The organism is Aliiroseovarius conchicola, assembly GCF_041403445.1.
Lineage (GTDB): Bacteria > Pseudomonadota > Alphaproteobacteria > Rhodobacterales > Rhodobacteraceae > Aliiroseovarius > Aliiroseovarius conchicola.
On sequence record NZ_JBGEHL010000003.1, the window covers coordinates 100,871 to 122,478 of the forward strand.

Annotated in this window: 19 protein-coding genes; 14 read left to right on the forward strand and 5 right to left on the reverse strand. The window is 56.6% G+C overall.

The annotated features are described in order from the left end of the window. Position 1: 1 nt before the first annotated feature. The 4 genes from V6N04_RS06195 to V6N04_RS06210 are packed head-to-tail and all read right to left on the reverse strand — an operon-like array spanning position 2 to position 4,706. A complete protein-coding gene (locus tag V6N04_RS06195; RefSeq protein ID WP_371169269.1) occupies positions 2–1,669 on the reverse strand; it encodes a thiamine pyrophosphate-dependent enzyme in 1,668 nt (555 codons plus the stop codon). 19 nt (positions 1,670–1,688) lie between these two features. Beyond that, entirely contained in the window at positions 1,689–1,955 is a 267-nt protein-coding gene (locus V6N04_RS06200) for a hypothetical protein (protein ID WP_371169270.1), read from the reverse strand. Positions 1,956–1,959: 4 nt separating this feature from the next. Then, positions 1,960–3,108, reverse strand: coding sequence for a nitrilase-related carbon-nitrogen hydrolase (locus tag V6N04_RS06205; protein ID WP_371169271.1), 1,149 nt, complete (start codon positions 3,106–3,108; stop codon positions 1,960–1,962). Between the two features lie 17 nt (positions 3,109–3,125). Then, a complete protein-coding gene (locus V6N04_RS06210; RefSeq protein ID WP_371169272.1) occupies positions 3,126–4,706 on the reverse strand; it encodes a phytoene desaturase family protein in 1,581 nt (526 codons plus the stop codon). A gap of 245 nt (positions 4,707–4,951) precedes the next feature. Here V6N04_RS06210 and V6N04_RS06215 point away from each other — a divergent pair, with 245 nt between their 5' ends. After that, complete coding sequence (locus V6N04_RS06215) at positions 4,952–5,431, forward strand: acyl-CoA thioesterase (RefSeq protein ID WP_371169273.1); 480 nt, start codon at positions 4,952–4,954, stop codon at positions 5,429–5,431. A gap of 3 nt (positions 5,432–5,434) precedes the next feature. Here V6N04_RS06215 and V6N04_RS06220 read toward each other — a convergent pair whose 3' ends face one another. Next, positions 5,435–6,784, reverse strand: a complete 1,350-nt coding sequence (locus V6N04_RS06220; RefSeq protein WP_371169274.1) for a M20/M25/M40 family metallo-hydrolase — start codon at positions 6,782–6,784, stop codon at positions 5,435–5,437. A gap of 102 nt (positions 6,785–6,886) precedes the next feature. Between V6N04_RS06220 and V6N04_RS06225 the strand changes: the two genes are divergently transcribed. The 13 genes from V6N04_RS06225 (at position 6,887) to V6N04_RS06285 (ending at position 21,599) form a co-directional block, all read left to right on the forward strand. After that, positions 6,887–7,345, forward strand: coding sequence for a MarR family winged helix-turn-helix transcriptional regulator (locus V6N04_RS06225; protein ID WP_371169275.1), 459 nt, complete (start codon positions 6,887–6,889; stop codon positions 7,343–7,345). 94 nt (positions 7,346–7,439) lie between these two features. Next, positions 7,440–9,608, forward strand: coding sequence for a thiamine pyrophosphate-dependent enzyme (locus V6N04_RS06230; protein WP_371169276.1), 2,169 nt, complete (start codon positions 7,440–7,442; stop codon positions 9,606–9,608). Further along, a complete protein-coding gene (locus tag V6N04_RS06235; protein WP_371169277.1) occupies positions 9,605–11,173 on the forward strand; it encodes an indolepyruvate oxidoreductase subunit beta family protein in 1,569 nt (522 codons plus the stop codon). Before V6N04_RS06230 ends, V6N04_RS06235 begins: the two co-directional genes overlap by 4 nt. Positions 11,174–11,218: 45 nt before the next feature. Then, positions 11,219–12,163, forward strand: a complete 945-nt coding sequence (locus V6N04_RS06240) for a PDR/VanB family oxidoreductase (RefSeq protein WP_371169278.1) — start codon at positions 11,219–11,221, stop codon at positions 12,161–12,163. Positions 12,164–12,187: 24 nt separating this feature from the next. Next, positions 12,188–13,531, forward strand: a complete 1,344-nt coding sequence (locus tag V6N04_RS06245; protein ID WP_371169279.1) for an aromatic ring-hydroxylating dioxygenase subunit alpha — start codon at positions 12,188–12,190, stop codon at positions 13,529–13,531. Beyond that, on the forward strand, positions 13,528–14,007 hold the full coding sequence (locus V6N04_RS06250; protein ID WP_371169280.1) for an aromatic-ring-hydroxylating dioxygenase subunit beta: 480 nt from the start codon (positions 13,528–13,530) through the stop codon (positions 14,005–14,007). The genes V6N04_RS06245 and V6N04_RS06250 overlap by 4 nt, the downstream gene beginning before the upstream one ends. After that, a complete protein-coding gene (locus V6N04_RS06255) occupies positions 14,004–15,629 on the forward strand; it encodes an AMP-binding protein (RefSeq protein ID WP_371169281.1) in 1,626 nt (541 codons plus the stop codon). The genes V6N04_RS06250 and V6N04_RS06255 overlap by 4 nt, the downstream gene beginning before the upstream one ends. Then, entirely contained in the window at positions 15,626–16,801 is a 1,176-nt protein-coding gene (locus V6N04_RS06260; protein ID WP_371169282.1) for a thiolase family protein, read from the forward strand. Before V6N04_RS06255 ends, V6N04_RS06260 begins: the two co-directional genes overlap by 4 nt. Further along, positions 16,798–18,051, forward strand: a complete 1,254-nt coding sequence (locus V6N04_RS06265; protein WP_371169283.1) for an SDR family NAD(P)-dependent oxidoreductase — start codon at positions 16,798–16,800, stop codon at positions 18,049–18,051. The genes V6N04_RS06260 and V6N04_RS06265 overlap by 4 nt, the downstream gene beginning before the upstream one ends. Further along, positions 18,048–18,827, forward strand: a complete 780-nt coding sequence (locus tag V6N04_RS06270) for a cyclase family protein (RefSeq protein ID WP_371169284.1) — start codon at positions 18,048–18,050, stop codon at positions 18,825–18,827. Before V6N04_RS06265 ends, V6N04_RS06270 begins: the two co-directional genes overlap by 4 nt. Further along, positions 18,824–19,546 carry an SDR family NAD(P)-dependent oxidoreductase gene (locus V6N04_RS06275; protein ID WP_371169285.1) on the forward strand — a complete coding sequence of 241 codons (723 nt, stop codon included), beginning with the start codon at positions 18,824–18,826 and terminating at the stop codon, positions 19,544–19,546. The genes V6N04_RS06270 and V6N04_RS06275 overlap by 4 nt, the downstream gene beginning before the upstream one ends. A 7-nt stretch (positions 19,547–19,553) precedes the next feature. After that, positions 19,554–20,741 (forward strand): mannonate dehydratase, encoded by a 1,188-nt coding sequence (uxuA, locus tag V6N04_RS06280; RefSeq protein ID WP_371169286.1) that lies wholly within the window; start codon positions 19,554–19,556, stop codon positions 20,739–20,741. Between the two features lie 81 nt (positions 20,742–20,822). Next, complete coding sequence (locus V6N04_RS06285) at positions 20,823–21,599, forward strand: SDR family NAD(P)-dependent oxidoreductase (RefSeq protein ID WP_371169287.1); 777 nt, start codon at positions 20,823–20,825, stop codon at positions 21,597–21,599. Positions 21,600–21,608: the final 9 nt, after the last annotated feature.

The window sequence follows — 21,608 nt, forward strand, 5'->3', positions numbered from 1 at the left end:
GTTACGCGCCCTCCGCATTCGGGCCGCGCACCGGGGCCTCAAGGATGTATTGCCACGGGGCTGGCAGGTTTTTCTGCTGAACGGCTTCGATGATTGTCGGGCCTTTCGCCGACAAACCGCGCTCTAGCGCCGCTTTCAGTTGGGCTGGGCCCTCAACACGTTCGGCATTTGCGCCAAAGCTCCGAGCAAACGCCACAAAATCGGGATTGTGCAAGTCCGATGCGATAAAGCGCCCGTCATACCATTCTTTTTGTTGACGATAGACGTTTGAGTAACGGTTGTCGTTGAACACAACACATACAAGATTGATACCGTATTCAACTGCCGTCGCCAGTTCGGTGGCCGTAAACAGGAACCCCCCATCGCCCGAAATGCTAACCACTGGCGTATCGGGGTTAGCCGCTTTCACGCCCAGCGCGGTGGCAAATCCATAGCCCAGCGTGCCCTGAAATCCGCAGTTGATGTGGCCGCGTAGACGGTGAATTGGCAGGCCGAACCACGAAGTAAAGCCAACCTGCGTAATCTCATCACAGAAAATGCCGTCATCGGGCAGCACTTCGCGAATGGCGCTCAGATACTCCATCTGCGGGCCAACATTGGCGGTCATTTCGGCGTGCAGCTCGGTCTTGAGTTTGGTCAATTCTTCTTCGCGTGACGGACGCGGTGTTTTGATCTCGTCGGTCAATGCTGGGAGGAGAGCGTCGAGCGTCACCACCGCGTCGCCATGCAACGCCACAGCCGGTTGGGCGTAGCGTCCAAATTCCTTGGGGTCGATATCAAGCCGGATAATCTTGATATTTTCGTCCAGCCCCCAATACATCTGCGCATACTTCAAGCGCGTGCCGATGGCGAACACGACGTCGGCGTCTTTCCACAGACGACGCCCCGCAGGGAAGACCTGTGCGTGATAATCGCGATCATCGACGATGCCCCGCCCTGACCGGAAACACGTCACCGGGGCTTCGATCAGATTTGCCAGCGTGTTGACCTGATCGGCCGCGTGGGTGGCGCCTCCGCCCACATAGATCAGCGGGCGCTTGGAGTTTTTCAGAAGTGCGATCGCCTGTTCGATATCAGCGATTGCGGTGCAAGGTCCGGCAGGTACAGTTGTCGCTGGCGTTGGGACATACCCACTCTCTAACCCCATCACGTCCGGCGACATTTCCAGATGCGCGGGGCCGGGACGACCCGTTTGCATCGCCACCAACGCGTCATTGATCATATGCGGCGCGTTATGCGGGCTGTCGATCCGTTCCGCGTGTTTCAACATCGTGCGCATTGTCGCCAGCTGATCGGGTAGCTCGTGCAAATAGCCGCGCCCCGAGCCGATAGCGTCCGAGGCCACTTGCCCACACATGGACAGAACCGGGCTATTGGCCGCCCACGCAGTCGAAAGCGCGCCCATCGCATTCATAATCCCCGGCCCAGGCACCACGGAAAACACCGTAGGCTTCCCGGTGGAGCGTGCCGCGCCGAAGGCCATATAAGCCGCGCCCTGCTCATGACGAGAGCGGATGATCTTGGTGTCACCATCGGTCCGCTGCACCGCGTCAAACAGGTTATCGAGCTGTCCCCCCGGCAGACCAAACACTGTATCGATCCCGTTGGCTTTCAACGAGGATACGATGACATCTGCACCGGTCATGGTGTTTTTGACTTTGTTTTGCATATTCATGGTCTCGTCGGTCTCACCAAGGGTTGGGGGTTGGGTGGCTTTCGGTCACATCTGCGGGGCGTGCGCCATCCGCGTTGCTGCGAAACAGGCAGGTGAACGCGAACCACAACACTTTGGGGCGCATCAATGCCCCAAAAATTTTGCGAACATCTTCCGGATTCATCACCGTGCGGGTCTGCATGGCGTCATCGTCAGAGTTGGTCATAACCAACACACCATCCTCGACACGAAGCCGGTCAATCGAGATATCCATATCCGCGATAGGCGTGGTCACGCGCATGGGATCAGTCCTTCCGAAGTGCGCCGACATTCTGCGCGCGTGTGATGCGGGATTTCAGCAAGTCCGAGTGTTTCATCCCCGCCTTGTCGAACGGCATCTCCAGCTGACCTCGTTCATACATCTTGTCCATAGACGTATAAGCACCCGTCATTTTGTGGGCGAGGTTGCGTGGCGGATTGCCCGACGGGAACAGGTTGGGGGGGTAGATCGGCTCTTCATAAATCTGGCGGAAAGCCTCGGTGCGCACATCGACCCAGGTGTTGTGGTTGATGCGGGTGCGGTGTTCGCGCTGTGCCTCGATATCGATTGTAACCGACAGCACTTGCTCTTCTGGATAGGGCGCGTGGCGCAGCACCATCCCGGTGTAGTCAATGGCAAACGAATTGCCCGCGCAGAACGCCTTTGGATAATACTGATAATCCACCGTGCCCCAGTTGGAGCCCAGCACATAGGCCATATTGTCGTGGGCACGGGTCCGGCGGGTGAACATCCAGAAATCCCATGGCTCGGACACGCCTTCGACTTCTTGCAATGCGACTGGGTGGCAAATCACCTCGACCCCATTAAAGCCCAGCGCGCGCGACGCTTCGGGGGTGCAGCCGTCATGGCAAGTCATGCAGCCCAGCTTGCCAATAGGGCTGTCCAGAACAGGGAAGATATCTTTGATATCACCGCCAAAAACCTCGGAATATTCGTCCCACATATCATGAGGCGACGTGCCCAACCCAATCGACGCCGGGATGTGGTATTTGTGATAGCGCAGCTCGACCCCGTTGGGACCAAGAATAAATGCGGTGTTGAACCAGCGGTCCGGGAACTCCGGCACTTTCTCAATCACACCGCCGCCCGAGATATAGAGATTGTATTCCTTACACTTGTCGATCAGTGCCTGCATTTCCGGGTCATCAAATGTGATGGCCTTTTTCATGAAGTCCTCGAGCCCGTGTTCGCCCTTTCCAGGCGTCGTTACGCCTTGCAAGAAATACTCGGGGAAAACGACCAACCGCACCGGGACTTCCCAGTAGTAACCAACGCCGAAATCAATCAGATCAAGCGCGCGTTGCAAGTTGCGCTTGATGCCTTCGCGGTCGGTTGCGACCTCGACATGGGGTTGCATGACAAGGGCGGTATACTTCTCGATCGGTTTGCGCATCGTGGTGTCCTTCGGATTTAGCTAAGCGGGCGGTGGGGCATTCCCCAATCGCGCAGCATGACATTGGCAGTGATCGTACCCATCGCCGTGATCCCGCCGCCGGGATGGCAGCTTGGGCCGGTCATATAGAGGTTCTTGATCGGTGATTTATATTGGCTGAAACCCGGCAGCGGGCGCATGTAGCCCATCTGGCTAAGCAGCCGTTCGCCCCCGGTGGTATTGCCCGAGACAAAGGCCGGATTGGCGGCCTCAAGGCTCACGCCAGTCTCATAGTAGGCACCAAGAATGTTACTGTCATCCATGTTGGATGTGTAGCGGCGCATGACCTTCATCAGCACCTTCTCGGTGTATTCTTCGATATAGTCGTCCCAGTTTGTGCCATCGGCCAAGCGCGAGGGCACAAAAGTGTCTAAAATCAGAGTGTGCTTGCCCTCTGGCGCACGTCCGGGATCAAGCTTGGTCCAGCCTGCAGACCACAGGAACGGGTTCGTGGGGGCCTTACCCATCATGATCTCGCCATACTGGACGTCGATGTCCTGCATCGTGCCGAAAATGCGGTGGAACGCGCAGGCGTTCATATCGTCACCATTGTTATAATCGGGCAGCTCGTTCAGCGCGTAATGCACCCGCGCAATAGAGACAGAACCATAGGAATAGTTCTGGCAGGCCTTCACAAACTCTGGATGCAAGTCATTTGGGTCCATACAGTCCAGGAACGACACCTTCATCCCCAGCCCCGTCACAACGCCTTTTGAGGCAGTGATTTCCTCTCCGCTTTCCAGACGCACACCGACGCATGACCCGTCGCTGTCCATGACAAAACGGTCTATCGGCGCTTCGGTCAAAACTTCCCCACCATGCGCTTTGATGTAGTTGGCCAAAGATGTCGGCAACATCATCGATCCACCTTTGGGGATCGCCGCCCCATAGGTGTGGATGCCTGGGATCAAGATATAGAAGGACTGACCCGTGCATTCAGTATCGGGAAAGATTTGCGGCGCCATGGCCCAGCCCAGAATGAATGCGCGCACGGTATCGCTTTCGAAATTCTGCATCACGAATTGGCGGGATGAGAGGTTGAACTCCTTCAGCTTCAACAGCCCTTCATAGCTGTCTTGCAACGCGTTTGGCATCACGCCTGGTTTCGCGGGCGGAGAGAACATGCCCTTGATGAATCCATCGCGGATTTCATGCCATTTGTCGTAAATCTCGCGGTAACGTTTCGCGTCATTCACCGAATATTTCGCGATGCTTTCGCAGGTTTTGTCCACATCCTTGTAGACGACAACCCCGTCGCCGTTCAGATTCGGATGGCCGGTGATGTGGTTTTGCTCCCAAAGGTATTCCAGCCCATGCTGTTCAAGTTCGGGCAGCAATTCTTGAAAATCAGGGTTCGCATGTATCCACACGTGACTTGATCCAAAGAGATCATGTTTGAACCCCGGCTGGGTCACTTCGCGGGTAATACACCCCCCGCCAATCCATGGATTACGCTCGACCACACAGACTTTTAGACCGCTCCGGGCCAGCCACGCGCCACAGGCCAGGCTGTTATGCCCACCCCCTGCAATGACAACATCAAAATCGCGGTTGCTCACTTGATTCCCCTGTTTGGTATCATTCGAGATTACATGAAAATGCATATTGGTCAAACCAAATGACACAAATGGTGCAAATTGGCCCGTCAGATCCGCACGAATTCACCTCTGCTTGCCATATCCACACGCGATTTCGGGGGTTGCCGCGCAATAAGCAATTTTGGTCCAACCAATTAACCAGACCACATGCTTGCCCCTTTCACACAAACAACGCACACTCCGCTAAGCAAATGTGGGAGAACGCCATGCGGCCAAGAGAGAACTTTTTTGAAGAACAACAAACCGTCCGCTTTCAGCATTGCGATCCGGCCGGTATCGTTTTCTATCCACGCTACTACGAAATGTTAAATCTGACTGTGGAACGGTTTTTCGAGGCTCAGCTTGGGCATTCGTTTAACCGCCTTCAATCTGAACTACAGGTCACTGTCCCAACCGTTCGCATGGAGACCGACTTCTTCGAAGCAAGCTATCTTGAGGACCGTTTGCAATTTCAAATGAAGCTCAACCGTATCGGCAGGTCCAGCCTGTCATTTGGCATCTCGTGTTGGTGCAACGGCGAAGAGCGCCTGCGCACAATCATCACACTTGTCTGCATCAGCCTGAGCAAAAAGAAGGCGACGCCTTGGCCTGACGTCATTCGCTCGCAAATCGAGGATATTCTGAACGCCCCAGAAGCCGACACCCAAATTAAACGCCCCGACGGTCAGATGGCGAAAGAGTTGTAAGGGCTAAAGCGCAGATAGAATTCTTATCCAGCTGCGCGTGCCGCCGACAAAACTGGACAGCGCATAGTGTTCATCCGGCCCATGCGCGCCGTCGTCGGCCAACCCGAACCCCACCAAAAGCGGTGCCTTGCCCAAAATGTCCTGAAACATCCCAACCACGGGGATCGTTCCTGCCCCACCTATCAACGCGGTTGGGTTGGGCCATTCTTCGTCCAGCGCGTTTCGCGTAGCCGAAAGCGCGGGTGCACCTTCCTCAACTACGCAGGCCGGCGTCGTTGCATAAGCGGTGAAGTCAACGTCGGCTGCTGATGGCAGCTGACTTTTCAGCCAGAGCCTCAGCGCGTGACGAATGCGGTCTGGGTCCTGCCCCTCTACCAGCCGGATCCCGATCTTTGCGGATGCCATTGCGGGGATGATGGTTTTGAACCCTTCGTCAATATGCCCCGAGACAAGCCCACCCAGTTCCAACGACGGCTCGGACCACAGTTTTCGCAGTAGTGTGGCTTGATCGGATGCAGCAAAAAGGCCCTCATAAGGACCGGGGTCAAATCGCAGAGCGTTCCATCGGCTCCATTCCGCCGCAGGGGGCGGCACGACATCGTCATAGAAACCCGGCACCTGAATGCGACCCTCTGCATCGTGCAAAGAAGATAAAGCCTGGATCAAAAGGTGCGCAGCGTTCGGAGCGATACCGCCAAACTGCCCGGAATGACGATCATGGGCCGCCACGCGAACCGAAACCTCGTCACTGACAAGTCCACGCAGTCGGGTGCAGATGGCCGGGGTCTGTACATCCCACATACTGTTGTCACAGACATAGATAACGTCAACGTCGCTTAGTTCGGGATGTGCCTGCAGAAACGCCGGCAACGAAGGCGAACCTATTTCCTCTTCACCTTCGATCAGAACCGTCACGTCGAGGTCAAACGCATCCTGTGCGACCAGGATACGGATGGCCTCGATGACGGTCATCATCTGGCCCTTATTGTCTGATGCACCACGCCCATAGATGGCGCCGTTGCGAACCTCCATCGCAAAAGGAGGACTGGACCATTCCCGTTCGGGGCCTTCGGGCTGAATGTCGTAATGGGCATAGAACAGAACGCGGCGTGACGGTGCACGGGATGGGCGGCGCATCAGCACGATCGGCTGGCCTTGTGTTTGCTTGACGCCCCCCTCAAACCCTATTTTTTCGAATGTTTGATGCAGCCATTTCGCCGCGTCCTCACAATCTTTGTGACGAGTCTTATCTATGGCGTCCGAGGGGATTGCGATGAGCTCGGACAACCGCTCCAGACTTTCGCCCAGCCCAGTTTCGACCTGCGCCAGTGCCGCTGTGATGTCACGCTTCATGGCTGCATCCCTGTCACTCCCTTGAGGCTCATGAGTTTTCATATAAGTTGATCACGTCACTTGTACAGCCACTTGTAACTCAACCCCGGGACCAGAAATCACATGAACGACACCGACCTGACTGTCCCGCTCGAACTTCAGAGCTTCGCGCCCTACCTTCTGAACCGGATCGTGCACCGCTATAATCAAACGCTTCAGTCCAAACTGAAAGAAGCCGGCCTGACCGTGACCAAAATGCGGGTGATCGCCAGCCTAGCAGTGTTCGAGAAACTGTCTGTCAACGAGCTATGCGTGCATGCCATATCAGAGCAGTCCACAATGAGCCGTGCCATTGAAAAGATGGAAGAGCAGGGTCTGGTGACGCGTTTCGTACCGGATGACGACCAACGATCCCGGGTGATCACGCTGACTGCCGAGGGAAGACGGGTCTATAATGACATCCGCCCTGTCATGGATCAGGCCAATGCCTATCTGCTGCGGGCACTGTCAGAGGACGAACAAGACATGTTTTTCAAGCTCAACCAGAAGATCCTGAAACAACTGCGCGAGCATCCGATCTAGTTCCCGAAACATCTTTCGTTCGACCTGACAGCATCCGCAGCTTGACTCACACCGCGCCAATAAATATGAATTTTCATCTAACTGGAGGTGTTTCTTGGCGGAGAGGTCGTTCAAAAAAGAGGTGGAGCACCTCAAACTCGGTGCCGGCGAGGTATTTCGGGGTGAGGGTATACTCGCGATTACGAAGGCACTGCTGGAGAACGGCGTCGGATATGTCGGCGGCTATCAGGGATCACCGATTTCACATCTGATGGACGTGCTTGCAGATGCCAATGATATCCTTGAAGACCTTGGCGTCCATTTTGAATCAAGCGCGTCCGAAGCAACCGCAGCCGCCACATTGGCTGCATCTGTCCACTATCCCATCCGTGGCGCGGTGACGTTCAAGTCTACGGTGGGCACCAACGTCGCATCTGACGCGCTCGCCAATCTGTCATCGGGTGGCGTGACCGGCGGTGCGCTGGTGATTGTCGGCGAGGATTACGGCGAAGGCTCGTCAATCATGCAAGAGCGCAGCCATGCCTTTGCAATGAAATCGCAAATCTGGCTGTTGGATCCGCGTCCAAACCTGCCATCCATCGTCAAGGCGGTCGGTGATGGGTTCGGTCTGTCAGAGGCCTCGAACACGCCAGTAATGCTGCAAATCCGCATCCGATCCTGTCATCTGTTGGGCGAGTTTGAAGCACGCGACAATATTCGCCCAGCGATGACCGTCAAAGACGCACTGGAAAATCCGGCCCGCGATTTGAACCGGATCGTCTTACCTCCGGCGTCCTTTCTGCACGAACAGGAAAAGGTGACAAAGCGCCTTCCTGCGGCCCGGCGATTCATCCGAGAAAACACCCTGAACGAATTTTTTGGCCCCGAAACGGGCGCCGTCGGCATCGTGATGCAAGGCGGTATGTATAATGGCGTGATCCGCGCGCTTCAACGACTTGGATTGGCGGATCTGCAGGGCAAGTCTCAGATTCCACTTTACGTGCTGAACGTGACCTACCCCCTTGTGGACGAGGAATTTCTAGACTTCGCGGGAGGTAAAACTGCGGTGCTTGTCGTTGAGGAAGGGCATCCTGAATATATCGAACAAAACCTGCGGGCGATTTTGCACAAGGCCGGGGCCGCGACAGCGTTGGATGGCAAAGGGGTGCTCCCAGAGGCAGGAGAGCTTACCGGAACCGTGATGTTCGATGCAATAACCAGCTTCATCAAGATGCATGCCGGTGATCTGTTGCCATCAAAAGGGCGCGCACCTAATGCGCCGCTCATCATCCCGGATGATGATCTTGCAAAGACAGTCCCTGCCCGCCCACCAAGCTTTTGCACCGGATGCCCCGAGCGCCCGATATTCGCGGCGACCAAGCTGGTGCAACAAGACCTTGGCGATCACCACATCGCCAGTGATATTGGATGCCACCTTTTTTCGATCAACGCTCCGTTTGACATCGGTGCCACGACGATGGGTTACGGGCTTGGCCCAGCGTCGACGGCGGCGTTCAACGACAGAACAGCAGATAAGCGGTCAATCTCGTTCATCGGGGATGGTGGGTTTTGGCACAACGGGCTGACCTCCTCAATCGGGAATGCTGTCTTTAATGACAATGACGGAGTGATTGTTATCGTCGACAATCACTACTCGGCCGCCACGGGGGGCCAGGACTTGCTGTCGTCGCGTGCAGAAAATGCAATCAGGTCCACTCAGCACCCAATCCGCAAGGCGGTTGAAGGGATGGGGGTCAAATGGGTGCGTCATATCGAACGAACCTACGATGTTGGCGCGATGCAAAAGGCCCTTCGCGAAGCACTGACCACCAAAGAGACGGGCCCGAAAGTCATCATCGCCTCGTCGGAATGCATGCTCAATCGACAACGCAGGGAAAAACCAGCGCGTCAGACTGCACTCAAGCAAGGGAAGCGACTTTTACGCACCCGGTTTGGCGTGGACGACGACATCTGCACGGGTGACCACGCCTGCATACGCCTGTCGGGTTGTCCGTCGCTGTCTGTCAAACATCTGGATGATCCATTGCGCGACGATCCCGTCGCCGCCATCGACACCAGCTGCGTTGGCTGTGGAAATTGCGGCGAGGTCGCAGACGCGGCCATTTTATGCCCCTCGTTTTATCAGGCAGACTTAGTTCAAAATCCAACAACCTGGGATCAATTCCTAAGCCGCTGGCGCAACAAGTTGATCGATTTCTTACAGTGTAGGTCCGAGCAAAACAGGCTGATGATCACGGTCGAAACGCGTGAGGTTGCCGAATGAACCAAATGTCCAACCCCAAACATCACCCGCATGACAGCGCCGCCGAGATTATCAAAATCGCGATTCTAGCAGTCGGCGGACAAGGTGGCGGCGTGCTGGCAAATTGGATTGCAGACCTTGGAACGCGCGGAGGATATGATGTCCAGATGACATCGGTCGCAGGCGTGGCCCAGCGCACCGGTGCGACGATCTATTATGTCGAGATGGCCCCCAAATCCGACAAGGGAATGCCAGTCATGGCCCTCTCTCCGGTGCCGGGTGACGTTGATATTCTGATCGCCTCGGAACTGATGGAGGCGGGCCGCGCAGTGATGCGCGGCTTTGTGACTCCAGACAAGACCACACTGATCACTTCGTCGCATCGCATCCTCTCGGTTGACGAGAAACAGCAGCCCGGTGACGGTCGTGCGAATAGTGGCGTGGTGCATGAAAAGATAGAGAATGCGGCGCTGAAGCTGGTGTGCTTTGATATGGAGAAGTTGGCGAGCAACGCCGGAAGCGTCATTTCATCCAGCCTTTTTGGTGGCCTCGCTCGTTCGGATGCACTTCCCTTCGACGCGACAACCTACGAAGAGGTGATCCGCGCGTCTGGTCGAGGTGTTGAGGCCAGCCTTCGCGCATTTAGAGCGGCGTTGACCCATGATCCAGACACATCCGACGGCGATACAGCCATCGGTTCAGGAACAGGCATGCGCGGTCCCGATACGCTGTTGGCTGAATGGCAAAATCTTTCCAATCGCATCTTGTCCCTTCCGACACCGGTCCATCCGATGGTAAAGGCTGGCTTAACAAAGGTCGTTGATTTTCAAGATATTGGATACGGCGAGCAGTATCTTGAACACATGGAACGGTTCTTGGCGATCGACACAAGCGATACGGATTACGACCTTACCAAACAGGCAGCAAAATACATCGCGAACGCCATGTGCTACGATGACATCTTGCGTGTTGCCGACCTGAAAACCCGCTCGACCCGCCAGTTGCGCATGCGTCGCGAACAGCAGATCGACGCCGGTGGGATTGTCCATGTCACCGAGTATTTTCATCCGCGTGCAGAGGAGTTCTGCCTGACCCTGCCCGTCCGGCTTGGCCAATGGATTATGGATCGCCCACGGGTGTTTGCGCGATTGGATCGTGTGATGAACAAAGGGCGACGCATTCGGACAGATCGGATGGCTGGATTTACGCTCCTATGGCTCATCGCGCGCCTGCGACCATTCCGCCGCCGCCTACTGCGCCACAAACATGAGGCGGCGCATCTAACCAGTTTGATTGCATTGGCACATGACGCCGCGCAAGCTGACACCGCACTCGCCGCAGAAATTTTGCGATGTCAGCGCCTCGTTAAGGGGTACTCTGATACTCATCTGCGGGCGCGCTCCAAGTTCTCGCGCGTCATCGGCGCGCTGGCATTGTTGCAGGGACGCGCCGACGCCGCGACTTGGATAAAGCGCCTGCGAGAGGCCGCACTTCTGGACGAGCATGGCGACGCGCTTGACGGCGCAATCGAAACGGTTCGGTCGTTCTGCGATGACCCCGCCCGGAAAGTTGAACAAAGCGATTGACCCCATTAATATGCAAATGCATATTTATTGTAGAAAGGACTCAAGGTGACGCTAGACCTGATCATAACAGCCCGCGAAGACCTGACCGACCGGATCACGCTGTTCACGCTTGCCGGCGCGACGGGTTCCTTGCCAACTTATATACCAGGATCACATCTGGAGTTTGATTTGGGGAAGGCAGGCAAACGGGCTTATTCGCTGGTCGACCTCGTGCCCTTGGCGCCCGAGCCCGCAACCTATCAAATCGCCGTGCAGCGCGAGGATGGCGGCGAGGGTGGTTCCAAGGCAATGCACGACCTGACCGAAGGGGATACCGTTGCTGCAACTGCCCCAAAAAATGACTTCGCCCTTGTCCCAACCGATGCACCGTCGCTTTTACTTGCGGGGGGGATCGGAGTCACACCGATCTTGTCTTTTGCGACCTCGCTTAAATCTCGGGATTTGCCGTACAAGTTTCATTTCACCACCCGCTCGGCAGAAATCACACCATTCAAGGACCACCTTTCGCGTGACCACGGTCCGCAATTTCACCTTTGGCATGACAACGGTAACGCCATCGACTTGCGCGATGTCATAGAGAACACAGACCGTGCAGCGCACATTTATTGCTGTGGTCCAAAAGGTATGATCGACACCGTACGCGAAATTGCCGAAAGCGCGGGATTTGCAGCCGATCACATCCATTTCGAACTGTTCACCTCTGCCGCAAGCGCCGAAGGGGACGAGGCCTTCGAGGTCGAAATCGCCAGCACCGGAGAAGTCTATACCATCCCCGCCGACAAAACGATCATCGAAGCGCTAGAGGACGCAGGTGTCGATGTGATGTATGATTGCCAGCGGGGGGACTGCGGCATCTGCCAAGTGGATGTCTTGGAGGGCACGCCTGATCATCGCGACGTGGTCCTATCGGAAGACGAACGCGCATCTGGCGATGTTATGCAAATCTGCGTCAGCCGGGCCAAATCCGCGCGCCTGAAATTGGACATTTAGCGGGATCAAAATGGGAGGAACAAGATGAGCAAATATACAGCCAATCCAGAGGCGGTCGCTGCTCTGGTTCAGCCACATCAGGTCCACAAGGACACCTATATCGACGAAGAGATTTTCGACCTCGAAATGGCGCATCTGTTCGCCAATACGTGGGTGTTTGTGGGCCACGACAGTCAGACGCCAAACAAGGGCGACTACTTTACGACCCAGATCGGTACGCAGCCAGTGATCATGGTGCGTCACTCGGACAACGAAATTCACGTCCTTTATAATCGGTGCCCCCACAAGGGCACAAAAATCGCCATCGACCGGACCGGAAACACAGGCAAATTCTTCCGCTGTCCTTATCACGCGTGGTCTTTCAAAACGGACGGCTGCCTGCTCGCGATTCCGTTGAAAAAGGGCTATGCAAAGACTGAATTCAACGAAGGCGAAGCCAAAAAGGGCATGAAGGCCGTTGGCGCCGTTAAGAACTATCGCGGCTTCATCTTTGCGCGTTTGGCCGAGGACGGCATCTCGTTTGAGGACTACTTTGGGGACAGCCTGACATCGCTCGACAATATGGTAGATCGCTCGCCCGAAGGACGGTTAGAGGTCGCAGGTCCGCCGCTTCGTTACATGCACCAGTGCAACTGGAAAATGCTGGTTGATAACCAAACCGACACTTGCCACCCGATGGTTGCCCATGAAAGCAGTGCGGGGACCGCCGTGGACCTGTTCAACAAGGAAAACTGGCCCGAAGACAAACCCAAACCCGCCGCGATGGAGATCATCGCCCCCTTCATGTCCGCCTATGAATTCTTCGAAGAAATGGGTATCCGCACATGGCCCAATGGGCATGGACATACGGGGGTGCACCATTCGATCCACTCAGATTACTCGGCGATACCAGGCTATGAAGATGCAATGATCGAAACCTATGGCGAGGAAAAAGCCCGTGCCATTCTTGCCGACAATCGCCACAACACGGTTTATTTTCCGAACATCATGATCAAGGGGCCGATCCAGCAGTTGCGCAATTTCATACCGCTGGGACCGAACAAAACATTGGTGGAAAGCTATATCTACCGTCTGGTCGGCGCGCCGGATCAACTGCTTGCCCGAACGGCGATGTACAACCGCATGATCAATGCGCCGACATCAATCGTGGGGCATGATGATCTTGAAATGTACGAACGTGCGCAGGAAGGTCTGCATGCGCGTGGTATCGATTGGATCAATATCCAGCGCCTTTTGGAGGATGAAGAGGATTTCGCCGAGGAGGCTGTGGAAAACGGCACCACGGAACGGCAGATGCGCAATCAGTTCGATGCGTGGAAGCGGTTCATCACCGTCTCGATGACATCCGATCAGGAGGCCGCAGAATGAGCATCACTCGTGAGGATATTGTCGATTTCATCTACAACGAAGCGCGTATGCTGGACGAAGGCCGTTTCTCGGAATGGATCGACCTTTGGTTGCCTGACGGCATCTATTGGATGCCGCTGGACTACAAGCAAACCGATGCTGATCTAGTGACGTCCTTGCTTTACGAAGACAATTTCATGCTGAAACTGCGCGTTGAACGGTTGAATGGGGAACGCACCTTTAGCCAAAAACCCAAAAGCCGTTGTCACCATGTGATCCAACGCCCATTTGTCGACAAGTTCGATGAAGATGCAGGAGAGTTTCAGACCAATACCGCGATGCACTACGTGGAAACCCGTCTGGACGAACAGTTCCTTCTGGCGCTGACCGCCACGCATGATTTGAAGCTGGTTGATGGAAGAATTCGTATCGCAAACAAGCGCGTCGAGCTGTTGAATTCTGATGCTGCCTTTGGGAACATTCAGCTTCTGCCATGACCGATCCAATCCCCAACACCGTCAGCGCGCTTTTTAAGCGGGCCGAACGCCACTGGCCGGATCGCGCCATGTGCGAGGTCATGCCGCGGACCGCCCAAGTCTACGGTATCGAACCCGGCTCAATCTCGTTTCGCGACGCCAAAGCGCGCATTATCGAGATGCGAAATGTTTTGATTTCCGCTGGCTTTGGTTCGGGTATGCGCGTGGCGGTTCTGTTGGAAAACCGACCAGACTTTTTCTTGTGGTTCATCGCACTGAATTCCATCGGTGCCTCGATTGTCCCGATCAATCCCGACCTGCGCATCGCAGAGTTGGAGTATCTTCTGGGTCACGCGGAACCCGCGCTGGTCGTGGCGGTCCCCTCACGTGTCGCTGAACTGCAAACGGCCGTGACGCTGGCCAACTTGGACGCGAAAGTCATCTTGCCCAGCGGCGACATTCCCGCGCCGCGCTTGAGCGCCGTTGTTGCCCATTTGACCGACGACGATAATGCCCGCGAAGCCGCTGTGCTCTACACCTCGGGAACCACAGGAAAGCCCAAGGGCTGTGTTCTGAACAACGACTACTTTACTGAAGTGGCAAAATGGTATTCCGGGCTGGGCGGGATTGCAGACTTGTCCGAGGACGGCGAGCGGATGATTACACCGCTGCCAATTTTCCACATGAATGCAATGGCTTATTCATTCATGGCAATGCTTTCGGTTGGCGGTTGTCTGATTGCACTGGATCGATTTCACCCTCGCAGTTGGTGGGATGATGTCCGCGATAGCCGTGCAACTTGCCTTCACTATCTTGGCGTGATGCCGACCATGTTGATGGGCGCTGCACCCTCGGGCCAGTATCAAGAACACTGTGTTCGGTTTGGGTTTGGAGCTGGTATTGACCCAAAAATTCAATCCGCGTTCGAGAAGCGCTTCAATATCCCTTTGGTCGAAGGTTGGGCGATGACCGAAACCGGGGCCGGCGCCGTCATCGCAGCACATACGAGCGACAGGCTGATCGGCAAGGCCTGCATGGGCCGTCCAGCAGATTGGTTGGACACCAAGCTTGTGGACGATGCTGGACAGGAGGTGGCGCAGGGCGAGGGAGGAGAGCTTCTTGTCCGCCGCAAAGGCGACCACCCCCGTCGCGGCTTTTTTGCCGAGTATTATAAAAATCCCGAAGCAACCACCGAGGCATGGCAGGATGGCTGGTTCCACACCGGCGATATCGTTCGCCAAGACGTCGACGGCAATATGTTCTTCGTGGATCGCAAGAAAAACGTGATCCGTAGGTCCGGCGAAAACATTGCAGCGGTCGAGGTCGAGGCGATCCTGATGCGCCACCCCGCTATCCACGCGGCCGCCGTTGCCGCCGTGCCCGACCCCCTACGAGGGGACGAAGTTTTCGCCTGTCTCACCGTCGACGACCCCAAAGCTGAAGTGGCGGAAGAGATCACGCGGTGGGCCTTAGGCCAGATGGCCTACTATAAGGTTCCTGGTTTCATTGCATTTGTGGATGCGCTTCCGCTAACCTCCACCCAGAAAATCCAACGGGCGCAGATGAAAACACTCGCACTGTCGCTGCTGGACCACCCGAAGACCTATAACCTCTGTCATATGAAGAAACGGCAAACTGCATGACCAGACCCCGCCAATCCTATGACGGCATCGCGCTGGTCTCGCCGTTCTCGACGCCCTATCAACGCTATTCGATTGAGACCGCCCATTGGTGGATCGCCAAAGCTCTACGTGGATCGATTATGGCAGCAGGGCTGAAACCAACAGACATCGACGGGTTTTCCGTCGCCAGTTTCACATTGTTCCCCGACACCGCCGTTGGCCTTACTCAGCATCTGGGCCTCTGCCCGCGCTGGTTGGACCATATTCCCATGGGTGGCGCATCAGGCGTTGTGGCGCTTCGCCGTGCCGCGCGCGCCGTGCAAGCGGGCGACGCCGATATCATCGCCTGTGTGTCAGGCGATACCAATCACATCGACAGTTTTCGTAAGATGCTGTCGAGCTTTTCGCGCTTTGCGATGGATGCCTCCTACCCCTACGGATACGGCGGGCCCAACGCGAACTTCGCGTTTCTGACAGATCGTTACATGCAGGAATATGGTGCTACTCGCGAAGATTTCGGGCGTATCTGTGTGGCCCAGCGCGACAATGCTTTGAAGAACCCAAATGCGGTGATGAAGAAGCCACTGACGCTGGATCAATATATCGCTGCCCGTCCCATCGCGGACCCCATCGCGCTATTTGACTGCGTGATGCCCTGTGCCGGCTCAGAGGCGTTCTTGGTTATGACCGTGGACGAAGCAGAAACGCGCGGGCTGCCCTATGCGACAATTGGCGGTGCAATCGAGCGACACAATGCCCATGCAGACGACCCAATCCAACTGAGGGGCGGTTGGACCATCGATATCGACGAACTTTACGAGATGGCAGACTGCGCGCCAGAGAACATCGACCTAGTGCAAACCTATGACGACTACCCGGTGATCTCGATGATGCAGATCGAAGATCTGGGGTTTTGCGCCAAAGGAGAAGGCCCGGATTTCCTGCGTGACAAAGACATGACCACCACGGGTGACTTCCCGCACAATACCTCTGGCGGGCAGCTCTCTGCCGGTCAAGCGGGAGCAGCGGGCGGGTTCATCGGGCTGGTCGAGGCGATCCGTCAGATCACAGGACAGGCAGGTGGCACACAGGTCGCGGATGCTAAGGCTGCTATGGTCTCGGGCTTTGGGATGATCAACTATGACCGCGGAGTCTGCACCTCTGCCGCAATCTTGAAGGGGGCCACGTCATGACAGACCCCATCCAGAAACCGCCCAGAAAGAACCCGCAAGTCAGAACGGTCACGCCAACCCAACCACCTATGATGCGCTCACGCGCAGCCCTTGGTTTATCAGCAGCGGCGGCAGAGGGGCGGTTTGCGCTGCAAACTTGCGCCGAATGTGGTGCCGTTCAATACCCGCCCCGCGATGCGTGTTCGACCTGTTTATCGAGCGACTTACCGTGGCAAGACACCTCTCCGGTCGGAGATCTGCTGGCCGAAACCACGATCCGCACCTCGACCAATCTCTATTTTCGCGAACGCGCGCCTTGGCGGGCAGGATCGGTCCGGCTTGATGCGGGTCCAACCGTGATCTGCCACGTCCATGGCGACGTTGCCCCAAACGCCCGCGTGCGGTTGATCAACCGGCTTGATCGATCCGGCCAAGGCGTCATTCTGGCTCTGCCCGAGGAAAGGACACCAAATATGGAAGACGATCCACAGATGCGGGCCATGAGCTCGGACCCGAAACACCGCCGGGTGCTGATTACCGATGCGCGCAACCCAAATGCGCCCGCTTTGGCCAAGGCTTTAGCCGATGCCGGGGCCTCGATGATTTTCGTGGGTGAGGCCGAGCAATGGCGACCCAACCCGAACCGAGATACCCTGAGCGCGATCCAAGGGGTCGAGGTCCTGCCTTTGGACGTGACCGACACGAAATCGGTGCAGGAACTGGCGGGTGAGATCGGAGGCAAGACTGATATCCTTGTGAACAATGCCCGCTTTGTGCGCCCCGGTGATGTGCTGTCGCGCGGTGACACCGCATTTGCCCATGACGAGATGGAGGTAAACTACCTCGGTCTTATGCGACTGGCTCAGGCGTTTGGGCCGGCAATGTCTTCACGCACGGCGGATGGGGTAAACTCGGCAGTGTGCTGGGTGAACATTTTATCAGCAGCAGCGCTCGCTTCTATGCCCGGATACGGGGCTTTTTCGGCTTCAAATGCCGCTGCGTTATCCTTATCTCAGAACATGCGAATGCAGTTTCGCCCGTCAGGGCTGCGCCTGATGAATCTGTTCGTCGGGGCCACCGACGACGAATGGCATCAGCACTTGCCACCCCCAAAAGTGCTGCCCCCCGCCATCGCCCGCAATCTAGTCGCGGGTCTGCGGGACGGCTTGGAAGAGGTGTATTGCGGCGATATCGCCAAAGATATCCGCGACCGCCTTCGCGCCGGGGCCAAAGTGCTTGAAATGGAACTGAGCATGGAGGGCGGGCAATGACGACCCTGACCAATCTGGCCGCAGATCTGGCGTCGGGCCGCGTCCGTGTGGTGGACCTGACACACACACTCGACCCCGATTTCCCGGTGATCATTCTGCCGCCAGAATTCGGTCAATGCGCGCGTTTCCGGATGGAGGAAATCAGCGCCTATGACCATCGTGGGCCGGCATGGAAATGGCACAACATCACACTGTCCGAACACACCGGCACGCATTTCGACGCCCCCAGTCATTGGATATCCGGGCGCGACGTGCCCAACGGATCAGTCGATGAGATTCCGACCGATATGTTTGTCGGGCCGGTTTGCGTAATCGACTGTTCAGATGGTGCGGCAAAGGACGATGACTTCGAACTAACGCCCGAGGTGATTGAGGCATGGGAGGCCGAACACGGCCTGATCCCCGAAGACGCGTGGGTCCTGATGCGCACCGATTGGTCAAAACGCAGAGGCGCCGAATATCTGAACATGCGCGACGATGGTCCGCATTCGCCCGGACCTACTTCGGATGCGGTGCGCTTGTTGGTCGAAGATCGCAGTATCCGAGGGTTTGGCACCGAAACTGTCGGCACCGATGCAGGCCAAGGCGCGCATTACACGCCACCCTACCCCGCGCATTTCATCCTGCATGGGGCGGGCAAATACGGGCTGCAATGTCTAGCCAATCTGGATCAGCTTCCGCCGACCGGGGCCGTCCTGATGGCTGCGCCGCTAAAGATTAAAAACGGCACCGGCAGTCCGCTTCGTGTGTTGGCGTTGATCGAGGGGGGGTCATGACCCATACCGCCGTCATTACCGGGGCCAGCAAGGGGATCGGGCTCGACCTGGCGCAACGACTGCTTGAGAAAGACTACACCGTCATCTCGATCGCGCGCCATGCACCGGAGTTCTCACGTAAACGGTTTCATTCCGTTGAGGCTGACTTGTTGGACGAGACCGCCGTAACACAGGCCGCCGATGAAATCGCCAAGGTGCACAAGGTCACGCATTTCATCCAAAACGCTGGCCTGATCTGGCCCAACCTGCTGGAAGAAGCGAAGCCATCAGACCTGACGGGGTTGACCCAATTGCATCTGGGGTCGGCGCTGACGCTGTTGCAAGCCTTCCTGCCCAATATGAAGGATCAGGGTTTCGGCCGTGTGGTGTTCAACGGATCACGCGCCGCCCTTGGCGTTCCGACCCGCACCGCTTACGCAGCCTCCAAAGCGGGAATGATCGGCATGGCCCGCACATGGGCTTTGGAACTCGCTCCACATGGCATTACCGTAAATGTGGTCGCCCCCGGACCGGTACAGACCGATAATTTCTGGGGCATCATCCCGAAAGGGTCAGAGCGCGAGGCCGAATTGGCCAAGAAAATCCCGGTTGGACGGCTGGGCAACACACGCGACATCTCGAACGCGTTTCTTTATTTCTGCGACCCGGAAAACGGCTTTGTCACAGGGCAGACACTTTATGTCTGCGGCGGTGCCAGCGTTGGAACAGTCAGCTTATGAGGCCCTGATGGAACAAACGTGGCGCTGGTATGGGCCGGATGATCCGATCACGCTGGTAGATATTCGCCAGGCCGGTGCCACAGGTATCGTGTCAGCGCTGCACGATCGCGCACCCGGCGAGGTTTGGCCGCAAGATGATATCCGCACCCGCAAAGACATGATCGACGCCGCGGGACTACGTTGGTCCGTCGTCGAAAGCCTGCCCGTTTCCGAGGATATTAAATCCGGAGGGCCGACCCGGGACCAGCACTTGCAGAACTACTGTATCAGCCTTGAGAACCTTGCCGCCGAAGGGATCAAGACGATCTGTTACAACTTCATGCCGGTGCTCGACTGGACCCGCACGACGCTCAGGCGCGAGATGCCCGATGGTGCGTTAGCGATGCACTTTGACCTGACCTCGTTTGCCACCTTTGACATCCATATCCTTGCCCGTCCGGGTGCCGACAAAGATTTTCCTGCACCCGTCGTGAAAGCTGCGAAAAAACTACATGATGGGCTTGCACCTGCCGAACGCGACGCGCTGACCCAGAACGTTATCGCCGGTCTGCCCGGCGCCGCGATGTTCTTCACATTAGACACACTGCGCGAAGAGCTTGCCCGTTATGCTGGGATTAGCCCGGATCAGCTACGCGAGAATTTGGCGACGTTCTTGCGCGCCATCGTACCCACAGCCGAGCGGTTGGGCATCCGGCTGTGCTGCCATCCTGATGATCCCCCCTTTGCACTGCTTGGTTTGCCGCGCATCGTCTCAACGCATGATGATCTGCGCGCGATCATCAACGCAGTACCCAGCCCCGCCAACGGGATTACCTTCTGCTCGGGTTCATTGGGGGCAAGCGGCACCAATGATCTGCCCACGATCCTATCCGATATCGCGCCGCATGTGCACTTCCTGCATCTGCGTAGTGTAAAACGCGAGGATATCCACGGCGCTCAATGTTCGTTTTACGAGGACGCTCATTTAGCGGGCGACGGCAATATCACCGAACTTGTGCGGATCGTGGTCGCGGAAGAGGCGCGCCGCCGAACCGAAGACCGCGCGGATTCCGAAATTCCGATGCGACCCGACCATGGCCAAGAGCTTACCACCGATATCGGCCGCGACCTGCGACCGGGATATCCCTTGATTGGACGCCTACGTGGACTTGCGGAAATTCGAGGGTTAGAGGCTGCTTACAAGCACCTTACATAGAGGTTGCGCCGACCACCCATTGATGTCCTCCTCCTGACGCCCCACATTGAAGTCAACAAAACGCGCGACAGGAGAGACCCCATGCCCAATACCGCCCTGATCACCGGAGCCTCTTCTGGCATCGGTCGCGAGTTCGCCCGCTATCACGCCGAGCAAGGCGGAGACATGATCATCACTGCGCGCCGCGACAACGAGCTTCAAGCGCTGAAGACCGAACTTGAAGGCAAGCACGGTGTGACCGTTCACACCATCGCTTTGGATCTGGGCGCCGAGGGTGGTGCTGACGCGCTCTTTGCCAAGGTTCAAGAACTGGGCGTGCCCGTGAACATCCTGATCAACAATGCTGGCTTCGGCGGGCAAGGCGCGTTTTTGGACCGCGATCTTGCTGCTGATCAGGCGATGATCGACTTGAACGTCAAGGCGCTGGTGGCACTGACCCACCATATCGGGCGCGATATGGTCAAAAATGGCGGAGGGAAAATGCTGCAAGTCAGCTCAACCGCAGCCTACATGCCCGGCCCTTTGCAAGCGACATATTTCGCCACCAAAGCGTTTGTCAGCAGTTTCAGTCAGGCCATCGATCAAGAGATGCGCGCGCACAATGTGACCTCGACCGCGCTGGAGCCGGGCTATGTCGCGACCGGCTTCGCCGACGCCGCTGACCTGCACGGTACGCAGCTCGTGAAACAGAAGGGATCGACCCCCGACAAGGTGGCGCGTTTTGGCTATGATGCGATGATGGACGGGAAGCTCCGCGTCATCAACGAAGCTATGCTGGGGCTGATGTTAAATTGGATCATGCCCTATCTGCCGCGCCGTATGGTGCTGAAGATGTTGGAGAAGATGCAGACCAAATAAGTCGATGGC